The organism is Falsiroseomonas algicola (genome assembly GCF_011040385.1).
Lineage (GTDB): Bacteria > Pseudomonadota > Alphaproteobacteria > Acetobacterales > Acetobacteraceae > Falsiroseomonas > Falsiroseomonas algicola.
On sequence record NZ_JAAIKB010000004.1, the window covers coordinates 202257 to 224727 of the forward strand.

The 22471-nt window shown below is 70.1% G+C and carries 22 protein-coding genes and 1 pseudogene; 6 read left to right on the forward strand and 17 right to left on the reverse strand.

Annotated features, from left to right (window positions below):
* Positions 1-7: 7 nt before the first annotated feature.
* A complete protein-coding gene (locus G3576_RS12325) occupies positions 8-979 on the reverse strand; it encodes a Bug family tripartite tricarboxylate transporter substrate binding protein (protein WP_164694700.1) in 972 nt (323 codons plus the stop codon).
* A 103-nt stretch (positions 980-1082) separates the two neighbouring features.
* Complete coding sequence (locus tag G3576_RS12330) at positions 1083-1799, reverse strand: ribonuclease activity regulator RraA (RefSeq protein ID WP_207622787.1); 717 nt, start codon at positions 1797-1799, stop codon at positions 1083-1085.
* A 151-nt stretch (positions 1800-1950) separates the two neighbouring features.
* On the opposite strand from G3576_RS12330, the gene G3576_RS12335 reads away from it, so the two are divergent.
* Together G3576_RS12335 and G3576_RS12340 are read left to right on the forward strand one after the other, a co-directional pair.
* Entirely contained in the window at positions 1951-2730 is a 780-nt protein-coding gene (locus G3576_RS12335) for a class II aldolase/adducin family protein (RefSeq protein WP_207622788.1), read from the forward strand.
* Positions 2731-2735: 5 nt separating this feature from the next.
* Positions 2736-4106, forward strand: coding sequence for an LLM class flavin-dependent oxidoreductase (locus G3576_RS12340; RefSeq protein ID WP_164694701.1), 1371 nt, complete (start codon positions 2736-2738; stop codon positions 4104-4106).
* Positions 4107-4110: 4 nt separating this feature from the next.
* Here the strand turns inward: G3576_RS12340 and G3576_RS12345 are convergent, their stop codons facing one another.
* Together G3576_RS12345 and G3576_RS12350 are read right to left on the reverse strand one after the other, a co-directional pair.
* Positions 4111-4803, reverse strand: a complete 693-nt coding sequence (locus G3576_RS12345; protein ID WP_164694702.1) for an SH3 domain-containing protein — start codon at positions 4801-4803, stop codon at positions 4111-4113.
* A gap of 105 nt (positions 4804-4908) precedes the next feature.
* Positions 4909-5643, reverse strand: coding sequence for a maleate cis-trans isomerase family protein (locus G3576_RS12350; RefSeq protein ID WP_164694703.1), 735 nt, complete (start codon positions 5641-5643; stop codon positions 4909-4911).
* Between the two features lie 95 nt (positions 5644-5738).
* Between G3576_RS12350 and G3576_RS12355 the strand changes: the two genes are divergently transcribed.
* On the forward strand, positions 5739-6641 hold the full coding sequence (locus G3576_RS12355) for a polysaccharide deacetylase family protein (protein ID WP_164694704.1): 903 nt from the start codon (positions 5739-5741) through the stop codon (positions 6639-6641).
* On the opposite strand, the gene G3576_RS12360 is transcribed toward G3576_RS12355, so the two are convergent.
* The 8 genes and pseudogenes from G3576_RS12360 to G3576_RS12395 form a co-directional block, all read right to left on the reverse strand.
* Positions 6638-7495, reverse strand: coding sequence for an MBL fold metallo-hydrolase (locus G3576_RS12360; protein ID WP_164694705.1), 858 nt, complete (start codon positions 7493-7495; stop codon positions 6638-6640). The two genes, G3576_RS12355 and G3576_RS12360, sit on opposite strands and share 4 nt — an antisense overlap.
* Complete coding sequence (locus tag G3576_RS12365) at positions 7492-8223, reverse strand: SDR family NAD(P)-dependent oxidoreductase (RefSeq protein ID WP_164694706.1); 732 nt, start codon at positions 8221-8223, stop codon at positions 7492-7494. The genes G3576_RS12360 and G3576_RS12365 overlap by 4 nt, the downstream gene beginning before the upstream one ends.
* A complete protein-coding gene (locus G3576_RS12370; protein WP_164694707.1) occupies positions 8220-9401 on the reverse strand; it encodes an ABC transporter substrate-binding protein in 1182 nt (393 codons plus the stop codon). The genes G3576_RS12365 and G3576_RS12370 overlap by 4 nt, the downstream gene beginning before the upstream one ends.
* A gap of 254 nt (positions 9402-9655) precedes the next feature.
* Positions 9656-10162: pseudogene (locus G3576_RS12375) on the reverse strand (ABC transporter ATP-binding protein); the annotation flags it as partial.
* Positions 10119-10889 (reverse strand): ABC transporter ATP-binding protein, encoded by a 771-nt coding sequence (locus G3576_RS12380; RefSeq protein ID WP_164694708.1) that lies wholly within the window; start codon positions 10887-10889, stop codon positions 10119-10121. The gene G3576_RS12380 and the pseudogene G3576_RS12375, both read right to left, overlap by 44 nt.
* The gene (locus G3576_RS12385) at positions 10873-11718 is read right to left on the reverse strand and encodes a branched-chain amino acid ABC transporter permease (RefSeq protein ID WP_164694709.1); all 846 of its coding nucleotides are present in this window, start codon (positions 11716-11718) and stop codon (positions 10873-10875) included. Before G3576_RS12385 ends, G3576_RS12380 begins: the two co-directional genes overlap by 17 nt.
* A 1-nt stretch (position 11719) precedes the next feature.
* Complete coding sequence (locus tag G3576_RS12390; protein WP_164694710.1) at positions 11720-12736, reverse strand: branched-chain amino acid ABC transporter permease; 1017 nt, start codon at positions 12734-12736, stop codon at positions 11720-11722.
* Between the two features lie 112 nt (positions 12737-12848).
* Positions 12849-14471 carry an ABC-F family ATP-binding cassette domain-containing protein gene (locus tag G3576_RS12395; protein ID WP_164694711.1) on the reverse strand — a complete coding sequence of 541 codons (1623 nt, stop codon included), beginning with the start codon at positions 14469-14471 and terminating at the stop codon, positions 12849-12851.
* 118 nt (positions 14472-14589) lie between these two features.
* Between G3576_RS12395 and G3576_RS12400 the strand changes: the two genes are divergently transcribed.
* On the forward strand, positions 14590-15573 hold the full coding sequence (locus G3576_RS12400) for a Bug family tripartite tricarboxylate transporter substrate binding protein (protein WP_164694712.1): 984 nt from the start codon (positions 14590-14592) through the stop codon (positions 15571-15573).
* Positions 15570-16766, forward strand: a complete 1197-nt coding sequence (locus G3576_RS12405; RefSeq protein WP_164694713.1) for a CaiB/BaiF CoA transferase family protein — start codon at positions 15570-15572, stop codon at positions 16764-16766. Before G3576_RS12400 ends, G3576_RS12405 begins: the two co-directional genes overlap by 4 nt.
* 1 nt (position 16767) lies before the next feature.
* Here G3576_RS12405 and G3576_RS12410 read toward each other — a convergent pair whose 3' ends face one another.
* From G3576_RS12410 to G3576_RS12420, 3 genes are all read right to left on the reverse strand, one after another.
* Complete coding sequence (locus G3576_RS12410; RefSeq protein ID WP_164694714.1) at positions 16768-18012, reverse strand: NAD(P)/FAD-dependent oxidoreductase; 1245 nt, start codon at positions 18010-18012, stop codon at positions 16768-16770.
* A 15-nt stretch (positions 18013-18027) separates the two neighbouring features.
* Entirely contained in the window at positions 18028-19611 is a 1584-nt protein-coding gene (locus G3576_RS12415) for an ABC transporter substrate-binding protein (RefSeq protein ID WP_164694715.1), read from the reverse strand.
* 63 nt (positions 19612-19674) lie between these two features.
* A complete protein-coding gene (locus tag G3576_RS12420; protein WP_164694716.1) occupies positions 19675-20124 on the reverse strand; it encodes a GNAT family N-acetyltransferase in 450 nt (149 codons plus the stop codon).
* An 82-nt stretch (positions 20125-20206) separates the two neighbouring features.
* Between G3576_RS12420 and G3576_RS12425 the strand changes: the two genes are divergently transcribed.
* Positions 20207-20632, forward strand: coding sequence for a DUF2141 domain-containing protein (locus tag G3576_RS12425; RefSeq protein ID WP_207622789.1), 426 nt, complete (start codon positions 20207-20209; stop codon positions 20630-20632).
* 49 nt (positions 20633-20681) lie between these two features.
* Here the strand turns inward: G3576_RS12425 and G3576_RS12430 are convergent, their stop codons facing one another.
* The gene (locus G3576_RS12430) at positions 20682-21605 is read right to left on the reverse strand and encodes a DUF6282 family protein (RefSeq protein ID WP_164694717.1); all 924 of its coding nucleotides are present in this window, start codon (positions 21603-21605) and stop codon (positions 20682-20684) included.
* A 24-nt stretch (positions 21606-21629) separates the two neighbouring features.
* Positions 21630-22409, reverse strand: a complete 780-nt coding sequence (locus G3576_RS12435; RefSeq protein WP_164694718.1) for an HpcH/HpaI aldolase family protein — start codon at positions 22407-22409, stop codon at positions 21630-21632.
* Positions 22410-22471: the final 62 nt, after the last annotated feature.

Below are 22471 nucleotides of genomic sequence, written 5' to 3' on the forward strand. Positions count from 1 at the left end.
TCGCACGTCACTCCGGCTTGATGTTCCCGGCCTCCACCACGCGCTTCCAGCGCGCGATCTCGCCCGCCTGGAAGGTGGCGAATTCCTCCGGCGTATCGCCGCCGATGTCGAAGCCCGCCTCCACCAGCCGCTGCGCCGTGGCCGGCACGCGCAGCGCGCCCATGAAGCTCTCCCGCACCCGCTCCACCAGCGCGGGCGGCATGCCGGGCGGGCCGCCCAGCGCCTGCCAGGAATAGACGACGAAGTCGCGCAGCCCGGCCTCCTGCCCTGTCGGCACATCGGGCAGCACGGGCGTGCGCTGGGATGCCGTGACCATCAGCGCCTTGAGCCGCCCGGACTGGATGTGCGGGATGACGGCGCCCAGGTTCTGGAAGGAGATATGCGTGGTCCCTGCCATCAGGCTCGTCATGGCCGGCCCGCCCCCGGTGTAGGGGATATGGGCCATCTCCGTCCCCGTCGCCTGCTTGAACATCTCCGCCGTCAGGTGGTCCGACGAGCCGACGCCGGAGGAGGGGTAGGACGCCGTGGCCGCGTTGCGCTTCATCCAGTCGATGAGCCCCGCGAAATCCTGCACCGGCACCGCCTGCGGGTTCACCACCAGCACATTGGGCGTGCGCACGGTGACGGTGATGCGCGTCAGCTGCGTCGTCGGGTCGTAGCCGAGGTTCGGCCGCAGCGCGACGTTGATGGCCCAGGTGCTGATCGGGGCGTGCATCAGCGTGTAGCCATCCGGCGCCGTGCGGATCACCTGCCGCGCGCCGACCTCTCCGGTCGCGCCCGGGCGATTCTCCACCACGAAGGGTTTCCCCAGCGTCTGCTGCATGTGCTGCGCGGCGATGCGGGCGATGAGGTCCGAGGGCCCGCCCGTGGCGAAGGGCACCACGATGGTGACGGCGCGGGATGGCCAATCCTGCTGCGCGAGCACGGGCCGGATGAAGGCGGGCGCGGCGAGCGCGCCCATCAGCGTACGGCGATACATCGTTCTTGTTCCTCCCTGTGATTGATTGCTTTTCACGACGGTCCAGGCCCGTCTCGGGCCTGGCGGATGGGGTGTGGGGAAGGCAGCGCCTTCCCCACGGACTTCACCGCCCCTTGGCGGCCCGCCACCCCTTGAACTCCTCCAGATTGGCCGGATTGGTCGCGGGATAGAGCCCGACGATCGTCCGCCCCTCCGCCACCTTCTCCGCCACGAAATCCTCATAGGCCGTCATCTCGGTGGCCTCGGCCGCGATCTCATCCGCCAGGTGGGCGGGGATGACGATGACGCCGTCGCAGTCGCCGACCAGCACGTCCCCCGGAAACACCGGCGCATCGCCGCAGCCGATCGGCACGTTGATGTCGATGGCGTGGTTCAGCGTCAGGTTCGTGGGTGCCGAGGGCCGGGTGTGGAAGGCCGGGATGCCGAGTGCGGCGATTTCCGCGCTGTCACGGAAGCCGCCATCCGTCACCACCCCCGCCACGCCGCGCGCCTTCAGGCGGCCGACCAGGATGGCGCCGGCGGAGGCCGCGCGGGCGTCCTTCCGGCTGTCGAAGACCAGCACATGGCCTGGCGGGCAGGCCTCGATCGCCTTCCGCTGCGGGTGGTTCGGGTCCTTGAAGGCCTCCAGCGTGTTGAGGTCCTCCCGCGCCGGGATGTAGCGGACGGTGAAGGCCTCCCCCACCATGCTTTCCGTCGGCGTGTGCAGCGGCAGCGGGCCCTGGATCATCTGCGTGCGGAAGCCGCGCTTGAACAGGGCGGTGGCCAGGGTGGCGGTGCTCACGCGGCGCAGTCTGTCACGGGTCTCGGGGCTCAGGGCCATGATGCGTTCCTCAACGGGGCTTCGTTGCCCCTTTCATGCACATGGTCGGGCCGGATCGTGAACCCCGTCCAGCCCCGGCGGACCTCCTGGCCCTTCCCGCCGCGCCCGCGATGCGGGACACTCCCCGCTATCCCAGCGCGAGACCCCTCCCATGAACATGGCCGCCCCCTCACCCATCCCCGCCGGCATCAGCGAGGAGGAATGGAAGATCCGCTGCGACCTGGCCGCGCTCTACCGCCTGGTCGCGCATCACCGGATGACGGACCTGATCTACACCCATATCAGCGCCCGCATCCCGGGGCCGGAGCACCATTTCCTCATCAACAGCTATGGCGTGATGTTCCACGAGATGCGCGCCAGCGACCTGGTGAAGATCGACGTGGACGGCAACATCCTGGAACCCGAGGGCCGCAGCGGCCTGCATGTGAACGCCGCCGGCTTCACCATCCACTCCGCCATCCACATGGCGCGGGAGGATCTGGTGGCCGTGATCCACACCCACACCTCCGCCGGCATCGCCGTCTCCGCCCAGGAACACGGGCTGCTGCCGATCAGCCAGCACGCGCTGAAGTTCTACGGCTGCCTCGCCTATCACGGCTATGAGGGCATTGCGCTGGACCTCGATGAGCGGGACCGCCTGGTCGCCGATCTCGGCCCGCACAAGGCGATGATCCTGCGCAACCACGGGCTGCTGGTCGGCGGCACGACCATCCCCGATGCCTGGAACCAGATCTACTACCTGGAGCGTGCCTGCCAGGCGCAGGTCGCGGCGCTGGCCGGCGGTGCGAAGCTGGTGCTGCCGCCGGAGGAAGTCCGCCTCAAGACCGCGCAGCAATTCGCGCCGAAGAACCCGCCCAGCCCGCACATCAACCTGGCCTGGGAAGCCTCCCTCCGCCTGATCGAGAACGACCCGGTCAGCTACCGGAGCTGATCAGCATGACGCGCCGCGCACAGGGCCACGACGCGCTCCGCGCGATGCGCCTCAACGCCTTCGACATGGCGACGCCGGGCCACATTCAGCAGGGGATGTGGACCCACCCGCGCGATCGCAGCACCGGCTACAACAGCCTGGCGCACTGGATGGAGCTGGCGCGGCTGCTGGAACGCGGGCTGTTCGACGGGTTGTTCCTGGCCGATGTGCTCGGCATCTACGACGTGCTGGGCGGCAGCCCGGATGCGGCGCTGCGCGGTGGCGTGCAGGTGCCACTCATCGATCCCGTCGTCACCATCCCCGCCATGGCCGCGGTGACGACCCATCTCGGCTTCGGCGTCACTTGCAACCTGGCCTATGAGGCGCCCTACCTCTTCGCCCGCCGCATGTCCTCGCTGGACCATCTGACGGGCGGGCGCATCGGCTGGAACATCGTCACCGGCTACCTCGACAGCGCCGCCCGCGCGCTGGGCCATGACGCCCAGATGCAGCATGACGACCGATACGACCTGGCCGAGGAATACATGGACGCGGTCTATGCGCTGTGGGAGGGCAGCTGGGCCGATGATGCGGTGAAGCGTGACAGGGCGGGCGGGATCTATACCGACCCCGCGCGCGTGCGGCGCATCCGCCACCAGGGCAAGCAGTACCGGCTGGACGCCGTGCATCTCTGCGAACCCTCGCCGCAACGGACCCCCGTGCTCTACCAGGCCGGTGCCAGTGACCGCGGCCGCGCCTTCGCCGGCCGCCATGCCGAATGCGTCTTCGTCAACGGCACCAGCCCCGCCATCGTGGCGCGGCAGGTGGCGGACCTCCGCGCCCGCGCCGCACCCCGGCCCATCCAGGTCTTCGTCGGCGCCACCATCGTGACGGGCCGCACGGAAGCGGAAGCCCGCGCGCTGCTGGCCGACTATGCCAGCCACGCCAATGCCGAGGCGACGCTGGCCCATGCCGCCGCCTCCCTCGGCATCGACTTCGCCAGGTATGGGATGGACGAACCCATCGAGGCCGGCCCCACCCAGGCCATCCAGTCCAACGTCCAGGCCATGAAGCAGGTCGCCGGCCCCGCCTGGACCAAGCGCAAGCTGCTGGAGCAATCCGTCCTCGGCAGCCGCCAGCCCCCCATCGTGGGCGATCCGCACCAGGTGGCCGATGCGCTGGAGGGCTGGATGCGGGATGCCGATGTGGACGGCTTCAACCTCTCCCGCACCGTCATGCCGGAATGCCTGGAGAGCTTCATCGAGCTTGTCGTGCCCGTGCTGCAGGAACGCGGCCTCTTCAAGACCGGCTACGCCCCCGGCACCTATCGGGAGAAGCTGTTCGGCGCCGGCCCGCGGCTGCCGGATACCCACGCGGCAGCAACCCACCGCTGGTGAGCGATCAGGGAACCTCGACCAGGCTCCCATGCACCCAGCCGCCGCCGGCGCCATCATCCACCTGTAGCCAGCCACCCGCGGCGCGATCCAGCACGGTCAAGCTGGCGCCACGCGGCGCAACCCGCAACACCGCCGCGCCGCCCCCGGGGCCGCTGCGGATATTGCCGGGGCCACGCATCACGACCTGCCATCCGCCACCGTCGGGCGCGGCGGCGGCAACCGGCGTGACCGCAGCGGGCACTTCCACCATCGGCGTGGCCGCCGGTGGCTGGACCGCCTGCTGCGTCGCCGCCTGGCAATGCCGCCGCCAGGCCTCTCCCTGAGGCCGGTTGCGATTCAGCCCCGGCCCATCCTCCAGCACCACGAAGGGCGGCAGGGGGCGGGAGGCGCTGGAGGCCATGGCGGCGTTGCTGCGCGGCGATTCCATCACCCGCGCCACCACATCGACAAGCCCGCCACCCTGGCGGCTCGCGATTCGGCCACACACCACGACGGCCTCCCGCCCGCCATCCTGCCGGTGGGTCTCGAGCCCCAGCAACTCATCGGACAGCCCCGCGCGCCGGAGATGCAGGCGCACCGCTTCCACCGCGCTCTGCCCTTCCACCGCATCGTCAGCCGCCCGAGGCGCGGCCGCAGGCGTGATGGTGGGCGCCGGCGTGGCCAGCGTGGCCGCCAGCGCGCCGGCGCCGACCGCCATCAACAGGCCAAGGATCCAAAGGGAACGGCCGGGCATCGGCTCCTCGCGAAGGGGGTTGCAGCCCCCTTCAAAGCCGGAATGCCCCCGCCGGTTCCGCCGCCGGGCTCAGGCCTCGGCGAAAAGCCTCCCGCCTGCCCGGTCAGGCCGCTGCCCCAGCGCCCGCGCGATGGCCCAGAGCATCGCCTGGTTGCTGCTGACGACGGGCTTGCCGATCCGCGCCTCGAGCCCCGGCAGCGCGGCGATGGTCGGCAGGTCCGTGCAGCAGATCAGCACCCCGTCGGCCCCGGCATGGTCCAGACCCTCCAGATGCGCGGCCAGCGCCTCGCTGCCGGTGCGCGACACCACGCGGAAGCGCTCCAGGCTCGTATTCAGCCCGAGCCCGAGCGACGCCGTCGTCTCGATCCCCGCCGCAGCGAGATAGGCGATGACCGCCGCATTCGTCGTGTCGAGATAGGGCGTGAACAGGGCGATCCGGCCGAGCTGCAGCGCCCGCAGCGCCGCGACGATCGCCCCGCCGACCTCCAGCCCGCCCTTCGCCTGCGCCGCGGCGACCATGCCCAGCGACCGTTCAGGGCCAAGCGCCATCGCCGCGCTGGTGCAGCCCAGCATCACCAGGTCGAGCTGGCAGGCGGAGAGATGCTGCAACGGCACCGCCGCATTCTCCCGCAGCTTCGTCGCCAATTCCTCCCCGGTCAGGCCCAGCGGCAGCGTCATGCGCGCGGCGTGGAAGCTGGCCCCGGGCAGGCCGGCGCGATTCATCTCCGCCTCCACCGTCGTGTTGCTGCCGGGCACGAGGAGGCCGACGCGTTGCGGAAAGGCGAAGGGGGCGACGTTCTGCATCCCTCGACCATGCCATGGCAGCGCGCGCCGCGTCATCCCTATCGCGCCGCCATTCCCCGTGGTGAAGTACGGACAACTGCAGGAGAGCCCGCGCGATGCGCTACGACTTCGTCCCGATGCCCCACCGCAAGCCGCTCCGCTGGCCCAACGGCGCACGCATCGCGATGCTGCTGACCACCAACTTCGAGTACTGGGACCAGACGAAGGACACCGACAAGCCCTTCTATCCCGGCGGCCCCTCCATCATCACGGACATGCTGCCCGGCAATGTCTATGACAATCCCAACTGGACCTGGCGCGAATACGGCCAGCGCGTCGGCGTCTGGCGGATGTTCGAGACCTTCGAGCGGGCGGGCGTGCCGACCAGCTGCACCATGAACGCCAAGATGGGGCTGGAGCGCCGCCCCGTGGTGCAGCACGCGATCGACCGGGGCTGGGAGATCGTCGCCCACAACTATGTGCAGACCGACCTGCTGACCAACTACCAGTTCGACATGGAGGGTGAGCGGAACGTCATCCGGGAGACGCTGCGCGTCTACAAGGACGTGGTCGGCAAGCCCGCCCGTGGCTGGCTCTCCTGCTCGCTGCGCTCCACGCCGAACACCGCCAACATCCTGGCGGAGGAAGGGCTGATCTTCTTCACCGACCTGCTGAACGACGACCAGCCCTACCTGATCCACACGGAATCCGGGAAGCCGATGGTCTCCATCCCCTACACCTCGGAGGTCAACGACTTCACCGTCTTCCTCCGCCAGGGGAAGGATGCGAATGGCGGCTTCGGCGTCTTCAAGGAGCAGTTCGACGAGCTGTATCGCGAAGGGGCCACAAGCGGCCGGCTGATGAATATCGGCCTCCACCCCCACGTCATCGGCCAGCCCTTCCGCATCCGCGCGCTGCGTGACTTCGTGGACTATGCCCGCACCTTCCCCGATGTCTGGTGGACGACGCGGGAGGAGATCGCGGAATGGTACCTGGCCAACCACCAGGACCACATCTAGCGAAGGCCGAAGGCGTCCCCTTCCCGCACCACATCCCACACCACGCGCCCCCGCGCGTGGTGTGGCACGAGCGAGAGTCCGTCATCCGCCGCCTCCGCCAGCAGCGCGCGCCGCGTCGCCACCGCCTGCTCCGCATCGCTGCAGAAGCGGGAGACGATCTCCGGCATCGCCAGCTGCACCGGGTGATGCACCGCATCGGCCGCGATCAGCACCTGGCGCTTCGTGCCCGTCAGCGTGATGCCGACCTGCCCCGGCGTATGCCCCGGGAGCGGCCGGAAGCGGATGCCGGGGTGGGGCGAATGGTCATCCGGCACCTGGTCGATCAGCCCGGCCTCCGCCACCGGCAGCACGCTGTCGCGGAAGCAGCCATGACCGACCGGCGCCACCGCATCCATCGCCGCCCAATGGGTGAACTCCCGCTCCGCCACGACGTAGCGCGCCTTCGGGAACGTCGGCACCCAGCGCCCCTCCTGCCATCGCGTCGCCCAGCCGACATGGTCGGCGTGCAGATGCGTGAACAGCATCCCGTCCACGTCCTCGGGCGCCACGCCGAGTCTCTTGAGAAAATCCGTCTTCCGGCGATGCCAGGAGGATCGCGCCGGGCGTTCCTTGTCGTCGCCGACGCCGCCATCGACGACGAAGGTGCGGCCGGCGGCCTCGATGACGAAGACCTGGATGCGCAGCAGCAGGCTGTCCGTCTCCGGCTCCACGCTCAGCGGATCCAGCGCCGCGCCGCGCGTCAGGATCGAGGGATCGGTGCGCAGGAACAGCACCTCCCGCGGCAGCCGGAAGGGATCCTCATCCGCCACCCCGCGCAGCACGATGCCGCCGAGGTCGAGCGACCAGTCACTCATGGCATATAGGCCCCGCCATTCACCCAGAGCACCTGGCCCGTCATGTAGGCGCTGTCGGCGCCGAGCAGGAACATCACCGGCCCCACCACATCGGACGGCACGGCGATGCGCTTCAGCGGCATCATGGCGCTGTAGGCGGCGATGTCGAGGTTGGTCTGCCCATCCTCGCTGGACCGTCCGGTGCCGCCGCGCAGGAAGGCGGTATCGACCGCGCCCGGCCCGACCGCGTTCACCCGGATCAGCGGCGCTGCCTCCAGCGCCATGGTCTTGGTCATGGACACCATCGCGGCCTTGCAGGCGGCATAGGGCCCGTAGCCCGGCCGCGTATGCGCGGCGAGGCCCGAGACCATCTGCACCATCGCGGGGCTGTCGCCCTTGGCCAGCAGTGGCAGCGCGGCGCGCGCGGTCAGGAAGGCGGCGCGGAGATTGCCCGCGACCACCTCGTCCCAGAAGTCAGGCTCGACGCTCTCCAGCTTCCGCATCCCCAGCAGGAAGCCCGCCAGGTTCACGAAACCCTCGAGCCCGTCTTCCAGCTGCGCGAAGGCCGCGCGCACCGAGCCCGCATCCGTGGCGTCGATGGGAATCGCCCGCACGCCGTCCGGCACCGGGTGGCGCTCCAGCGAGGCCGGCAGGTCCAGCACGGAAACCCGCCATCCCTCCGCCACCGCGCGCGCCACCAGCGCGCGCCCGATGCCGCCGGCGCCGCCGAGGACCGCGAGGCGCCTCATGCGCAGGTATCAGCCGGGAAGCTGTCGAAGAGCGACCAGGCCTGGTTCTTGATCTCGATGATGAAGCCCGGCAGTTCGGCGTCGCGCGCCGCGTCGAAGCAGGTGTTCTCGCCCGTCACGCCGGTGAAGCGGATGCCGCGCAGCGCGTCGCGGAAGGCGGTGCGCTCGGCGGCGATGCGCGATGCCTCGCCCGTCACCTGCGCGCGCTCCGCCGCCTGCTTCATCAGGTAGACGATGTCATAGGCCTGGGCATCGCTGTGGTGCGGGATGCGCTTGCTGGTCAGGCCGCGCTTCGCATTCTCCTCCGCGTATTTGCGGGTGAAGGCGCGCGTGGCATCGTTGCGGTCCCACCAGAAGCCGGCGACGATGATCATGCCCTCGCCCTCCGGTCCGAAGAGCTCGACAGAGTTCGGATCGGCGAAGATCTGGCTGCCGATGACACGGCCGGTGAAGCCCTGGCGGCGCAATTCGCGCAGCACCTTGCCCGCGCCATCCGGCGTCGCCGCCAGCGCCACCACCTCCGGCCCGCGCTGCAGGATCTGCGTGACCTGCGGCGCCACGTCGAAGGTGCGGTACTGGAAGCTCACCGGCTCCCCGAAGCTGATGTTCCGCGCACGCAGCAGGCCCGGATAGAACTGCGTCGCCGTGATGTTGGAGATGCGCTCATCGGAGATGAACATGATCTCCGCCTTGCTCGCCGGCACGCCCTTGCGCGTCAGCGACGTCAGCAGCCGCCCGAACTGCTTGCCCTCATCCTCCGTCAGCCGCCAGGCATAGCTGAAATTGCCGGTGAGGCCAGGCTGGGAGGCGGAGTTGGAAATCTGCACGATGCCCAGCCGTTCGCCGACCGGAAACGCCACCGCCGATTCGCCGGAGGAGAAGGGCCCGATGATCGCCAGCGCATTGTCGTCACGCGCGAATTTCTGCGCCGCCGTCGCGGCCTGGCGGGGGTCGGAGCCGGTGTCGAACTTCTCGATCCGGATGCGGCGGCCATTGATGCCGCCGGCGGCGTTGATCTCCGCCACCGCGATGTCGACGCAGGTCTCCGTCGCCTCCCCCGGCGTCTTCAGCGGCCCGGACTTCACCATGGTGAGCCCGATCACGATGTCCCGCGCCTGCGCCAGCGCGGGCAGGGCGAGAAGGCCGCCCGAGGCGGCGAGAAGGGTCCTGCGCTTCATCATCATCGTCTCTCCGTCCCTCAATGCGATCCGAGATACGCCGCCGCCAGCGCCTCATTGTCGGCCAGCCGGTCCGCCGGACCGTCCAGCACGATGCGGCCGAGTTCCATCACATAGCCCCGTGACGCCGTGCGCAGCGCCATCCGCGTGTTCTGCTCCACCAGCAGGATCGCGAGCCCGTCGCGGTTCAGCTCCCGCACCAGCTCGAACAGCCGCCCCACCAGCAGCGGCGAGAGGCCGAGAGAGGGCTCGTCCAGCATCATCAGCCGCGGCCGTGCCAGCAGCGCGCGGCTGATCGCCAGCATCTGCTGTTCACCGCCCGAGAGCACGGAGGCCAGCATGTCCCGCCGCGCCGCCAGGTTGGAGAAGCGGGCATAGATGCCCTCGATGTCGCGCGCGACATCGCCATCCCGGCGCCCATAGGCGCCCATCAGCAGGTTCTCATGCACCGTCAGGCTGACCAGGATCTGCCGCCCCTCCGGCACCAGCACCAGGCCGCGCTTCACGCGCTCCGGCGCGCTCAGCGCCGTGACATCGGCGCCGTCGAAGATGATGCGCCCGCCCGCCGGCGTCACCGCGCCGGCGATCGCCTTCAGCAGGCTCGACTTGCCCGCGCCATTGGCGCCGAGCACCGTCACCACCTCCGCCGTGGCGACGCCAAGCGACACCCCGCGCACGGCATGGGTGCGGCCGTAGCGGACCTCCAGCCCCTCGATCTCAAGCAGCATCGGCACCGAGATAGGCCTCCCGCACCAGCGCATCGGCCCGCGCGCCGGCCATGCTGCCCTCGTAGATCCGCTTGCCGAAATTCAGCACCACGACGCGGTCGCAGACCTCGTCCACGAAGCCCATGTCGTGCTCCACCACCAGCAGCGCCGTGCCGCCCTCCGCGATCTTCCGCAGGAAGCGCGCCAGCTCCGCCGTCTCCGCCGGGTTCAGCCCCGCCGCCGGTTCGTCCAGCAGCAGCAGCTTCGGCCGGCTGGCCAGCGCGCGCACCACCTCGATCTTCTTGCGGATGCCGTAGGGAAGGCTGGAGACGACGTCGCCCGGATCGATGTCGAGCCCCGCCTCCGCCAGCAGCGCCTCGGCATCCCGCCGCCAACGGCCCCGGGGCATCCAGCCGATCGGCGTCAGCAGCGCGCCGAGACCCGAGGCGCGCGCCTGCTGGCCGAGCATGACATTCTCCACCGCCGAGAGATGCGGCATCAGCCGGATGTTCTGGAAGGACCGCGCCATGCCCGCCAGCACGCGGTCCCGTGGCGGCAGCGTGCCGATGGCCTTCCCATCCAGCGTGATCGTCCCCGCATCCAGCGGATAGACGCCGGAGATCAGGTTGAAGACCGTCGTCTTCCCCGCGCCATTCGGCCCGATCAGGCCAAGCCTGCCGCCGCGCGGCACGGTGAAGGAGACGTCGTCCACCACGCGCAGCCCGCCGAAGGCCTTGCCGATGCCGGCGACCGTCAGCAGCGCCTCATCCGGCATCGGCATGCCTCCGCCTTCCCATGAGGCGCGCGAGCAGGGTGCGCGTGACCATCCCCTCCGGCCGGAACATCATCATGGCGACGATCATCACGCCGAAGACGACGTAGCGCCAGGATCCACCGATGCGCAGCAGCTCCGGCACGATGGTGAAGAAGGAGGCGCCCACCAGCGGCCCCCAGGCGGTCTGCGTGCCGCCGATCAGGACGAAGAGCAGCACGTAGATCGACAGCAGCGGCGAGAAATACTGCGCCTCCACGAAGGAGAAGTGATGCGCGTAGAGCGCGCCCGCCAGCCCCGCCAGCCCGCCGCCGATGGCGAAGCCCGCCACCTGCACGGCCCGCGCCGGCACCCCCATCAGCACCGCCACCAGTTCGTCATCATGCAGCGCCCGCATCGCCAGGCCGAGCCTGGTCGCCGTCAGCCAGAAGACCCCGATCGTCACCGCCGCGGCCACGCCCAGCAGCACCGGCAGGTCCACGTATTCGGTGACGACCAGGCCCATCGCACCGCCGAGCGCCGGCTGCGTCAGGATGATGCCGGTGACGACCTGCGCGAAGGCGAAGGTCGCCAGCACCATGTAGACGCCCCGCGTGCGCAGCACGGGAAAGGCGATGCCGATGCCGACCAGCGCGGTCAGCAAGGTCGCCGCCGGCACGGTCAAGGCCGGCGTCCAGCCCAGCTGTTCGCCGAGCATCGCCGCGCCATAGGCGCCGATCGCCATGAAGCCCGCGCCACCCAAATTCAGCTGCCCCGCCGTCGCGGTGACGAAGATGCCGTAGGCGAAGATGATGTTGATGGCGAGGATCGCCAGGATGCCGGACCAGTAGCCGGACATGTCAGAGCTTCCCCTTGCCGATGCGCGAACCGCCGAACAGCCCCTGCGGCCGCAGCACGATGGCCAGCAGCAGCACGGTCCAGACCACCACCTGCGCCGCGTCGCCGCCGAAGAAGTGGATGCCGAGCGTCTCCAGCAGCCCCACCAGCAGCCCACCCGCGATGGCGCCCCAGATCGATCCCAGCCCCCCCAGCACCATGGCCGCGATCGCCTTGGTGCCGACATGGTCGCCCATGAAGGGGGAGACATCGCTGTAGTTCACGACAAACAGCGCACCGGCGACGCCGCAGAGCAGCCCGCTCAGCAGGAACACCACCGGCACGATGCGCGTGACCTCCACGCCCAGCAGCGTCGCGGTATCGGGGCTTTCCGCGATGCTCCGCAGGGCACGCCCCGTTCGCGTCCGGGCCAGCAGCCAGGACAGCCAGAACACGATCGCGAGCGACAGCAGCAGCGAGGCCAGCTGCGGCAGCCCCACCACCAGCGGGCCCACCTGCCAGTCCAGCCGGAAGCGCACCGGGAAGCTCTGCGCGTCCGACCCCAGCACGATCAGCACCAAGTGCTCGAAGATCAGCAGGAAGCCGAGGGACGACACCAGCGGGATCGCATGTTCCGTCGCATCCCCATGCCGCGTCTTGAGGTAGCGGAAGGTGAAGCGCTCCACGACCAGGGAGGCGAGGATCGCCACCACGATCCCCGGCGGCAGGGCGAGCGCCCAGTGCCAGGCCTCCGTGAAGGGCAGCCCATGCCGCGCCAGGCCCCAGGCCACCATGCCCGTCAGCATGAACATCGTGGGGATAGTAAAATTGAGAAAATTCAGGACGCCGATGGTGAGCGTGAAGGCCACCGCCACCGCGACATAGATGCCGCCCAGCATCAGGCCGGACACCACCTGCTGCGCCAGCGTCGCGCCCCCCGGCAGCGCGGCCAGGCCCGCGATGGCCGCCACGCAGCCCACCGCCACCCCCGCCGAGACCACCAGCGGATGCGCCCCGCGCACCCCGGCCGCGGCGCTCATGCGCGGAGTTTCACCCAGCGAGAAAACACGCGATGCGGCAAGCGCGGCTCCTGCGATTTGTCCGGACCAATGGGGCCCAGATTCGCGGCACCGCGCAAGTCTCATTAACGCATCAGGCGTGCAGCCCCGGCGCCTCCTGCCCCGTCCGCGCCACGTATTCGGTATAGCCGCCGCCATAGAGGTGCACCCCCTCCGGCGTCAGCTCCAGCACCCGGTTGGACAGCGCCGCCAGGAAGTGCCGGTCGTGGCTGACGAAGAGCATCGTGCCCTCGTAGTTCGACAGCGCCGTGATCAGCATCTCCTTCGTCGCCATGTCGAGGTGGTTGGTCGGCTCGTCCAGCACCAGGAAATTGGGCGGGTCGAACAGCATCCGCGCCATCACGAGGCGCGCCTTCTCACCGCCTGAGAGCACGCGGACGCGCTTCTCCACCTCGTCGCCGGAGAAGCCGAAGCAGCCCGCCAGCGACCGCAGCTGCCCCTGGTTGGCGCGCGGGAACTCATCCTCCAGCGACTGGAAGACGGTGCGGTCGCCATCCAGCAATTCCATCGCGTGCTGCGCGAAATAGGCCATCTTCACGCTGCCGCCGATCGTGACGCTGCCGGCATCGGGTTCCGTCGTCTGCGTCACCAGCTTCAGCAGCGTCGATTTCCCCGCGCCGTTCACGCCCAGCACGCAGCAGCGCTCCCGCCGCCGCAGCAGCAGGTCCAGCCCGTCATAGATCACGCGGTCGCCGTAGCGCTTGTGCACGCCGCGGATCTGCACCACGTCGTCGCCCGACCGCGGCGCCGGCATGAATTCGAAGGTCACGGTCTGCCGCCGCTTCGGCGGCTCCACACGCTCGATCTTGTCGAGCTTCTTGACGCGGCTCTGCACCTGGGCCGCGTGGGATGCGCGGGCCTTGAAGCGCTCGATGAACTTGATCTCCTTGGCCAGCATCGCCTGCTGGCGCTCGAACTGCGCCTGCTGCTGCTTTTCCGCCATGGCGCGCTGCTGTTCGTAGAATTCGTAGTTGCCGGAATAGCTGGTCAGCGAGCCGCCATCGATCTCGATCACCTTGTTGATGATGCGGTTCATGAATTCCCGGTCGTGGGAGGTCATGAGCAGCGCGCCGTCATAGCCGCGCAGGAAGTTCTCCAGCCAGATGAGGCTCTCCAGATCCAGGTGGTTGGACGGTTCGTCCAGCAGCATCACGTCGGGGCGCATCAGCAGGATGCGGGCCAGGGCGACCCGCATCTTCCAGCCGCCGGACAGCGCGCCGACATCGCCATCCATCATCGCCTGGCTGAAACTCAGCCCCGCCAGCACCTCCCGCGCCTTCCCCTCCAGCGCATAGCCGCCGAGGTCGTCGAAGCGCGCCTGCACCTCCCCGAAGCGCTCGATCAGCGCATCCAACTCATCGGCCTTGTCGGGATCGGCCAAATCGGCCTCGAGCGCCCGCATCTCCGCCGCCACGGTGGAGACATCGCCCGCGCCATCCATCACCTCCGCCACCGCGGAACGGCCCGCCATCTCCCCCACATCCTGGCTGAAGAAGCCGATGGAGACGCCGCGATCCACCAGCACCTGCCCCTCATCCGGCGGTTCCTGGCCCGTGATCATGCGGAACAGCGTGGTCTTGCCCGCGCCATTCGGCCCGACGAGCCCAATCTTCTCGCCCCGTTGCAGCGCGGCGGAGGCTTCGATGAACAGAAGCTGGACGCCGTTCTGCTTGCTGATGTTGTCGAGGCGGATCATGGAGGGCCCGGTGCGGTTTCGCGGCCCCTATGCCACAGCGCCCCCGCCCGCGCGACCGCCCCGCATTGTCCGCGCCCGCCCCATGGGGGATGCTCCGGCCCACGCGAAGGAGACGCCCATGCCCCCCTTGCCCCGCCGCCCCCTGCTGGCGGCCCTGCTCGCCGCCCCCGGCCTGGCGCCGGGCCTGGCCCGTGCCCAGGCCACCTGGCCGAGCCAGCCCGTGCGCCTCGTACTGCCCTACGCCGCGGGCGGACCCACGGACATCATCGCCCGCCTGATCGCCGATGCCCTGTCCCAGCGCCTGCCGCAGCGCGTGGTGGTGGAGAACCGGACCGGCGCGGGCGGCAATATCGGCGCCTCCGCCGTCGCCAAGTCCCGGCCGGATGGCGGGACCTTCCTCTTCACCAATACCGGCCATGCCGTGAACCGCGCGCTCTATGCGCGGCTGGACTACGACCCGGCGAAGGACCTCACCCCCGTCACCATCGTGGCCGAAAGCCCCATGGTGCTGCTGGTGCCGAACAGCTCCCCCGCCCGCACGCTGGCCGAGTTCGTGGAGCGGGTCCGCGCCCAGCCCGGTGCCTTCAGCTATGGCAGCACCGGCACGGGCGGGGCGCTGCAGCTGGTCAGCCTGCTGCTGCTGAAGGCCGCCGGGCTGCGCATGGAGGAAGTTCCCTATCGCGGCAGCGCCCCCGCCGCGCAGGACCTGATCGCGGGGCGGATCGAGATGCTCTACGACGCCGGCGCCACGGCCTTCCCGCTGGCCACCGGCGGCCAGGCCCGCGCGCTCGTCGTCTCCTCCGCCCAGCGCAGCGCCGTCATGCCGGCGGTGCCGACAGTGGGCGAGGCCGGCTTCCCCGCCGCCACCTTCAGCGTCTGGCAGGGCATCCTGGCGCCGACGGGCACGCCCGAGCCCATCATCACCCGCCTGCGTGACGAAGTCGCTTCCCTGCTCGGCGATGGCCCGCTCCGCGCGCGCCTCACGGAACTCGGCGCGGAGCGCATCGTGGCCAATACCCCCGCCGAGGCCCGCGCCTATGTCGAGGCGGAGATGACGCGCTGGGAAGCGGTGCTGCGCGACGCCGGGGTGCAGCCGCAATGACTACGCTGCCCCTGCATGGCGTTCGCGTACTGGACCTGACCAACGTCCTGGCCGGCCCCTTCGCCACCTACCAGCTGGCCCTGATGGGCGCCGAGGTCATCAAGATCGAGCAGCCCGTGCGCGGTGACTTGGCGCGGCGCCTCGGCGCGGATCCGGAGGCTGCGAAGCGCAACATGGGTGCCTCCTTCGTCGCAGTGAATGCGGGCAAGCAATCCGTCACGCTCGACCTCAAGCACCCCAAGGGGAAGGAGGTCTTCAAGCGCCTGGTCGCGGAGGCCGATGTGTTGGTGGAGAATTTCCGCCCCGGCGTGATGGACCGCCTCGGCCTGGGGTGGGAAGCGCTGTCTGCGATCCGCCCGAGCCTCGTCTTCTGCGCCATTTCCGGCTTCGGCAAGGACGGGCCGCTGGCCAAGCGCCCGGCCTATGACCAGATCGTCCAGGGCATGGCGGGAGTGATGAGCATCACCGGCAGCGCCGAGAGCGCGCCGCTGCGCGTCGGCTTCCCGGTCTCCGATACGGTGGGCGGCCTCACCGCCGCCTTCGCCGTCGCCTCCGCGCTGGTCGGCGCCCGCGCCACGGGCCAGGGCCGCTTCCTTGATGTCTCCATGCTGGAATCGACGCTGGCGACAATGGGGTGGATCGTCTCCAACTTCCTCAATGCCGGCGTGGTGCCGACGCCGATGGGCAACGACAATTTCAGCGCCGCCCCCTCCGGCGCCTTCCGCACCGGCGATGGCCTGATCAACATCGCGGCGAATGAGGACAAGCAATACGCCGCGCTCTGCGAGCAGATCGGCCGGCCGGACCTGCTGACCGACCCGCGCTTCAGCGACCGCCACGCCCGCAAGGCCAATCGTGCCGCGCTGACGGTGGAAGTTGAATCGGCACTCGCCGCGAAGGACGCCGCCAGCTGGGAATCGCTGCTGGTCGCCGCCGGCGTGCCTGCGGGCCAGGTGCTCAGCGTGCCCGCCATCATCAACCACGCCCATGTCCAGGACCGCGGCTTCGTGACGGAGATCGAAGCGCCCGAGGGCACCCAGCGCCTGACGCGCTGCGGCTTCCGCTTCGGCGATGCCAACCCCGCCCCCGCCGGCCCGGCGCCCGCGCTCTCCGCCCAGACGGCAGATTGGCTGCGGCGCCTCGGCTATGACGAGGCCGCCATCGCCGCGATGCGCGACGAAGGCGTGGTCTGAATCAGAGGAAACGCTCCGCCCGATAGGGCTCCGGCGGAATGAAGGGCGCCTCCCCCGTCATCATCTCCGCCAGCAGCCTTCCCGTGGTCGGGCCCAGCGTCAGCCCCTGATGCGCATGGCCGAAGGCGCACCAGGCGCCTTCCTGGCCGGGTAGCGCCCCGATCACCGGCAGCATGTCCGGCATGCAGGGGCGCGTGCCCATCCAGGGCGTGTCCTCCACCCGCTCCGCCAGCGGCAGCAGGCCGCGTGCGATGGGCTCCGCCTGTTCCAGCTGGACGGGCGTCGGCGGCGCGTCCGGCGCGGCAAACTCCGCGCCCGTGGTAAGCCGGATGCCGGCGCGCATCGGCGCCAGCAGGAAGCCGCTCGGCGTATCGAGGATCGGGCGATGCAGGACTGCATTGCCGCGCAGGCGGAAATGACGGTGGTAGCCCCGCTTGCCGAAGAGCGGCGGCGCATAGCCGAGCTTGCGCGTGACTTTCGTGGCCGCGGCGCCGAGCGCGATGACGACCTCCGCCGCCTCCACCGCGCCCTCGACGGTCTGCACGCGCCAGCCCGCGCCCGCGCGTTCCAGCGTCGTCGCATCGCCATGCAGGAAGCGGCCGCCCGCCTCCGCGAAGCGCGCGGCGTATGCCAGCACCAGCGCCTGCGGATCGCTGACGGAGAGCGGATCGGTCCAATGGATCGCCCCCGCGCGCCCCACCATCAGATGCGGCTCCGCCGCCGCCAGCCCCTGGCCGTCCAGCGCGACGAAATTCACGCCATGCTCCGCCCGCGCGCGTTCCGCCTGGCGCAGCGCCGCCTCCAACCCCGCGGCATCGCCATACAGCCGCATCCAGCCGATCGGCCGCAGCAGCGCCATGGCGGACGTGCCGCGCACCAGCGCCAGGTGTTCGTCGAGGCAGGTCTCGATCAGCGCCGCATGGGCCGAGGCCGCGGCCTCGTAGCGCTCGGGTTCCGAATGCCACCAGTATTGCAGCAGGGGGGAGGCGACGCCCGGCAGCGCGCCCCAATGGTAGCGTGCGTCGATGGCGCGGTTGCCGGCGATGCGCAGGATCTCCCGCACCTGGCGCGGGAAGGCGTGCGGAAAGACCGCTTCCCGCTGGATCAGCCCGCCATTGCCGAAGGAAGCGCCCTCACCGGGGTCCTGCCGGTCCACCAGCACCACGTCGCGCCCGCGCCGTGCCACGTGCAGCGCGACGGAGACGCCGACCATGCCGGCGCCGAGCACCAGGACCGAGGATGCCATCCGTCGCCCCGACGTTCAGCGTGCAGGCCGCGCATGCACGGCCACCACCTGCTCATCCATCCGCGGCGTGTAGGTGATGGTCCTGCGCGTGCCGATCGCGCTCATCTGCACATAGAGCGGGATCTGGACATGCATCGCCTCCACGTCCTTCATCATCTCGCGCAGCGCGGCCTCCCGCCCCTCATCCATCCGCACCATCACCGCGCGGATGCGCGCATCCAGCGCCGCGTCGCTGAAGCCGGACCGGTTGGCGCCGCCCAGCACGCCATCCGCCTGCCGCGTATGGAACGACGTGGACAGCACATAGGACGCATCGCCGGAGGAGAAGGAGCGCCCGACGAAATGCATCGGCAGCGTCACGCGCGCCGGCCGGATGCGCGGGAAGAACACCGTGCTCGGCGTGACGTCCACAGTCATCTTGAGACCCGCGCGGGACAGCATCTGCCCCACCGCCTGGCAGATGCGCGCATCATTGACGTAGCGGTCATTGCTGCAGGCGATGGTCAGGCCGAAGCCATCGGGATAGCCCGCCTCCGCCAGCAGCCGCCGCGCCGCGGCGGGATCGCCCGCCGGCACGCGCGCCGACGGGTCGTAGCCGCCGAAGCCCTCCGGCGTCAGCTGGCCGGACGCCACGGCCTGGCCTTCCATCACGCGCTCCACCAGCGCCGTACGGTCGATGGCCAGCGACAGCGCCTGGCGCACCCGCACATCCGATAGCGGGTTCACCGGCAGCGGCTGCCCCGCCCCATCCACGGCAAGCGGCAGCGGGTCCCGCGCCACGTTGAGCGAGAGGTACATGATCCGGTCGGTCGGCCGCGTCGCGATATTCACCCGGCCCTCGCGCCGCAGCCGCGCGATGTCGCCGAGCGGCACGTCCTCGATCAGGTCGAAATCGCCGGCCAGCAGCCCCGCCAGCCGCGCCGCGTCATTCGACACGACGCGCACATTCACCCTCTCCCAGGCCGGCTGCGCGCCGTGATAGCCCGGGAAGCGTTCCAGCTGCATGCCGGAAGGCGAGACGCCGCCCCCCACCACGCGATAGGGCCCGGTGCCGATCGCCGCGCGCCCCGCGTTGAAATCCTGCGTGCTGGCCTGCGCGGCGGCACGGGCAGAGACGATGAAGACATTCGTCATCTGCCCCGGGATCACGGGATTTGGTTCGCTGGTGTGCAGCCGCACCGTCAGCGGGTCCACCACCTCCACCCGGCTGATGGTGCGCAGGTTGATCGTGTAGGGCCCGATATTGCCCGGCACGTCGGGGATGCGGGCGATGGAGAAGGCGATGTCCTCCGCCGTGAAGGGCGTGCCGTCATGGAAGGTCACGCCCGGGCGCAGCTTCAGCTCCCAGATCTGCGGCTCCACGGCGCGCCAGCTCTGCACGGCGCCCGGCACCTGGCGGCTGTTCTCGTCGCGGCTGATCACGGTGTCGTAGATGTGCCGCGCGGCCGCCATGTTGGGGCCGTTGAAGAAGAAATGCGGGTCGATGCCGAAGGTCGATTGCACGGCCATGGTCAGCGTCTGCGCCGCCGCCGGCAGCGGTGCCAGCAGCGCGCCCATCAGCGCCAGGCGGCGGAGCGTGGTCGGGAGCTTCGGCATCATGTCGCCTCCGGTGATCGAACCGGGGCAAGCTTCGGGGCCTGCGACGGCAGCGTCAACCGCCTATCAACCCTGCCGCCGCAGGCTGCGCGTGAAGCGCGCGCCGCCCTCCACAAAGCCCGTGGCCTCGCAGAAGCCGCGCATGGTCGCATCCGCCTCCGGCAATGCCATCTCCAGCGCCCCGCAGCCGGCGCTGCGCGCGGCCTGCGACGCGGCCTTCACCAGCAGACGCCCGATGCCGCGCCGCCGGCTGTCCTGCCCCACCAGCAGGAACGTGATCTGCGCCACGGGCCGGTCCTCCAGCAGCGACGCGTACCAATGCAGCGCGATGACGCCGCTCGGCGGCCCCCATTCCTGCGCGATCAGCACCGTGCCGGCCCCCTGGCGCAGCGCCTCCACCCGCGCCGCGACCACGCGCCCGGCCGCATCCTGCCCCGCTTCCGCAAGCAGTTCCGCCAGCCCCGGCGCATCGGCCGCCGTCGCGGCGCGGATCTCCAACCCGTAACGGGATGTCATGCGCAGGCCATCCGCCCGGCGTTGACGGCATCAAGCCACCCATGCCACCGACTGCACCCTGTCAATCCGAAGGCCTCCCCCGATGCGCCGCCTGCTGATGATGGCCTGCCTGCTGCTCTCCGCCACCCCCTCCCTGGCGGCGGAACTGGTCGTCGGCGTCACCAACATCCGCTCCGCGGATGGCACGATCGGCTGCCTGCTGTTCAGTGCGGAACGTGGCTTCCCGGGCGACCCGGCCGCCGCCCAGGCACGCCTGTCCCTGCCCGCCAGGCCCGCCGGCGTCACCTGCCGCTTCACCGGCATTGCGCCGGGCACCTATGCCGTCGGCGTCAGCCATGACGCCAACGGCAATGGCCGCACGGACACCAACTTCTTCGGCATCCCGACGGAGGATTGGGGCGTCTCCAACAACATCCGCCCCGGCATGCGCGCCCCCCGCTTCGACGAAGCCGCCCTGCCGGTCACGGAGGGCCCGGCGTGGCGGATCGAGGTTCAGCTGGGCCGCTGACGACCCCGGCCGGCAGCGCCGTGCCGTCGCCTGACCGCCAAGCGACGGCTCAGGCCGCTTCCTCCAGCCCCACGAGCCGGGCGGCGTTGGTGGAGACCATGGCGCGGATATCCGCCTGCGGCACCTTCTGGTCCAGCAGCAGGCGCACCACCTGCCGGAAGCCCTCGACCGGCCGCGGCGACCCGACCAGGCCGAGGTCGGAGGAAAGGATGGTGCGGTCCACGCCCGCCACCTCGATCAGGTGCACCAGTTCCTCCGGCGTGAACTTCTTCGACTTGCCCTCGACCCACATGCAGATCGAGTGCTCGATATGCGCGCCGATCGAGACCAGTTCCCGGATGTCGTCATCCGCGCAGCCGATCAGGTAGGTCGGGTGGTTCACCAGCATGCGCTTCACGCCACGGCGCCGCGCTTCCCCGAACACCTTGATCATCTCCGCGGCATCGAGATGCCCGCCCGCCAGGATCACGTCACCCGCCGCGATGATGTCGAGCACCTGCTTCGTCGCATCCGTCACCACGCCATTGGCGTCCGTCGCCCGCAGCGGGATGGCGTCCAGCATCTTCTTCGCGGTCTTCGGAAAGCTCTTCCCCTGGCCCATCGCCTGTTCGATGTGGTTCGCGGCGGACAGCGTGGGCATCCAGACGATCTTCGCGCCGATCTGCACCGCATGGTCCACCGCATGCGGGTTGATGCCGCCCGAGGCGTTGTTCAGCGCGATGCCGGAGAACAGCTTCACGCCGAGATCGGGGAACAGCTTCTCCAGGATCACGGCATGGGCGACGCCGAGATAGAAGTGATCCTTGTAGAGCAGGCCGCGGAAGCCGGCCGCGGCGCATTCCAGCAGCGCCTCGTGGTGGTCGAGCGTGCGCGGCATCGCCGCGGGACCGCTGTGGCAATGCAGGTCGACGGCGCCGACCAGCAGCTCCGCGACCTCGGCATCATGGGGGGCGTTCATCGTTTCCGTGCTCATGGCGTCCTCGTTCCTTGGTCGATCTCAGGCGCCCAGGGCCCGCAGATCCGCCAGCGCCTTGCCGGCGGCCTGCTTCATCATGCCCTGGTCCGATGAGTGCACGAAGGCGGTGGCGCCGATGGAGCGCAGCCACTCCGCCTCCTTCATGCCGCCGACGAAGACCATCACGGGCTTGCCGGCACGCTTCGCCGCGGCCGCGATGCGGTCCACCGCATCCCGGATCACCGGCGCGTCATTGGTCGGCGCGCCGAGCGCGGCCGTCAGGTCGCCGCGGCCGATGAACAGCGCATCGATGCCATCCGTCGCGGCGATGGCATCGATCTCGTCCAGCGCCTCCGGATCCTCGATCTGCGCGACCACGGTGGTGGCGGCATCCGCCGCCGCGATGTAGTCCCACATCTTCCCGCCGCCATGGCCCGCCGCGCGGACCGATCCCGAATAGCCCCGCTTGCCGCCGCGATAGCGGCAGGCGGCGGCGACCTGGCCGGCCAGCGCCGCCGTCGCGACATGCGGCACCAGCACGCCCGTCGCGCCGCAATCCAGCACGGACAGGATGTGGTGCGCTGCAGGGCTCTGCACGCGCACCAGCCCCGCCGCGCCGGTGGCGCGCGCGGCGAAGAGCGCGGCATCGGTGGATTGCCGGTCGAAGGGCGAATGCTCCTCATCCACCACCAGGAAGTCGAAGCCCATTCCGCCCAGGATCTCCGCGGCGTGGAGCGTCGGCGTCTTCAGGAAGCTGCCGACGAGGAGCTCGCCGCGCAGCAGGCGCGCGCGGAATCCTTCGCCAAGGGGGGCTGGGGCCATGGGACGCTCCCGACGCTTGTTCCGCTTTGCAGAACGGGTTAACTACTCTGAGAAACATCAAG

Coding starts and splice junctions, on each gene's coding strand:
- G3576_RS12405 (WP_164694713.1), top strand. CDS start 15,570: ATGACTACGCTGCCCCTGCATGGCGTTCGCGTACTGGACCTGACCAAC.
- G3576_RS12370 (WP_164694707.1), bottom strand. CDS start 9,401: ATGAAGCGCAGGACCCTTCTCGCCGCCTCGGGCGGCCTTCTCGCCCTG.
- G3576_RS12390 (WP_164694710.1), bottom strand. CDS start 12,736: ATGAGCGCCGCGGCCGGGGTGCGCGGGGCGCATCCGCTGGTGGTCTCG.
- G3576_RS12420 (WP_164694716.1), bottom strand. CDS start 20,124: ATGACATCCCGTTACGGGTTGGAGATCCGCGCCGCGACGGCGGCCGAT.
- G3576_RS12360 (WP_164694705.1), bottom strand. CDS start 7,495: ATGAGTGACTGGTCGCTCGACCTCGGCGGCATCGTGCTGCGCGGGGTG.
- G3576_RS12350 (WP_164694703.1), bottom strand. CDS start 5,643: ATGCAGAACGTCGCCCCCTTCGCCTTTCCGCAACGCGTCGGCCTCCTC.
- G3576_RS12335 (WP_207622788.1), top strand. CDS start 1,951: ATGAACATGGCCGCCCCCTCACCCATCCCCGCCGGCATCAGCGAGGAG.
- G3576_RS12435 (WP_164694718.1), bottom strand. CDS start 22,409: ATGGCCCCAGCCCCCCTTGGCGAAGGATTCCGCGCGCGCCTGCTGCGC.
- G3576_RS12340 (WP_164694701.1), top strand. CDS start 2,736: ATGACGCGCCGCGCACAGGGCCACGACGCGCTCCGCGCGATGCGCCTC.
- G3576_RS12425 (WP_207622789.1), top strand. CDS start 20,207: ATGCGCCGCCTGCTGATGATGGCCTGCCTGCTGCTCTCCGCCACCCCC.
- G3576_RS12365 (WP_164694706.1), bottom strand. CDS start 8,223: ATGAGGCGCCTCGCGGTCCTCGGCGGCGCCGGCGGCATCGGGCGCGCG.
- G3576_RS12325 (WP_164694700.1), bottom strand. CDS start 979: ATGTATCGCCGTACGCTGATGGGCGCGCTCGCCGCGCCCGCCTTCATC.
- G3576_RS12330 (WP_207622787.1), bottom strand. CDS start 1,799: ATGGCCCTGAGCCCCGAGACCCGTGACAGACTGCGCCGCGTGAGCACC.
- G3576_RS12410 (WP_164694714.1), bottom strand. CDS start 18,012: ATGGCATCCTCGGTCCTGGTGCTCGGCGCCGGCATGGTCGGCGTCTCC.
- G3576_RS12345 (WP_164694702.1), bottom strand. CDS start 4,803: ATGGCGGTCGGCGCCGGCGCGCTGGCGGCCACGCTGGCCACGCCGGCG.
- G3576_RS12380 (WP_164694708.1), bottom strand. CDS start 10,889: ATGCCGATGCCGGATGAGGCGCTGCTGACGGTCGCCGGCATCGGCAAG.
- G3576_RS12385 (WP_164694709.1), bottom strand. CDS start 11,718: ATGTCCGGCTACTGGTCCGGCATCCTGGCGATCCTCGCCATCAACATC.
- G3576_RS12430 (WP_164694717.1), bottom strand. CDS start 21,605: ATGAGCACGGAAACGATGAACGCCCCCCATGATGCCGAGGTCGCGGAG.
- G3576_RS12355 (WP_164694704.1), top strand. CDS start 5,739: ATGCGCTACGACTTCGTCCCGATGCCCCACCGCAAGCCGCTCCGCTGG.
- G3576_RS12395 (WP_164694711.1), bottom strand. CDS start 14,471: ATGATCCGCCTCGACAACATCAGCAAGCAGAACGGCGTCCAGCTTCTG.
- G3576_RS12400 (WP_164694712.1), top strand. CDS start 14,590: ATGCCCCCCTTGCCCCGCCGCCCCCTGCTGGCGGCCCTGCTCGCCGCC.
- G3576_RS12415 (WP_164694715.1), bottom strand. CDS start 19,611: ATGATGCCGAAGCTCCCGACCACGCTCCGCCGCCTGGCGCTGATGGGC.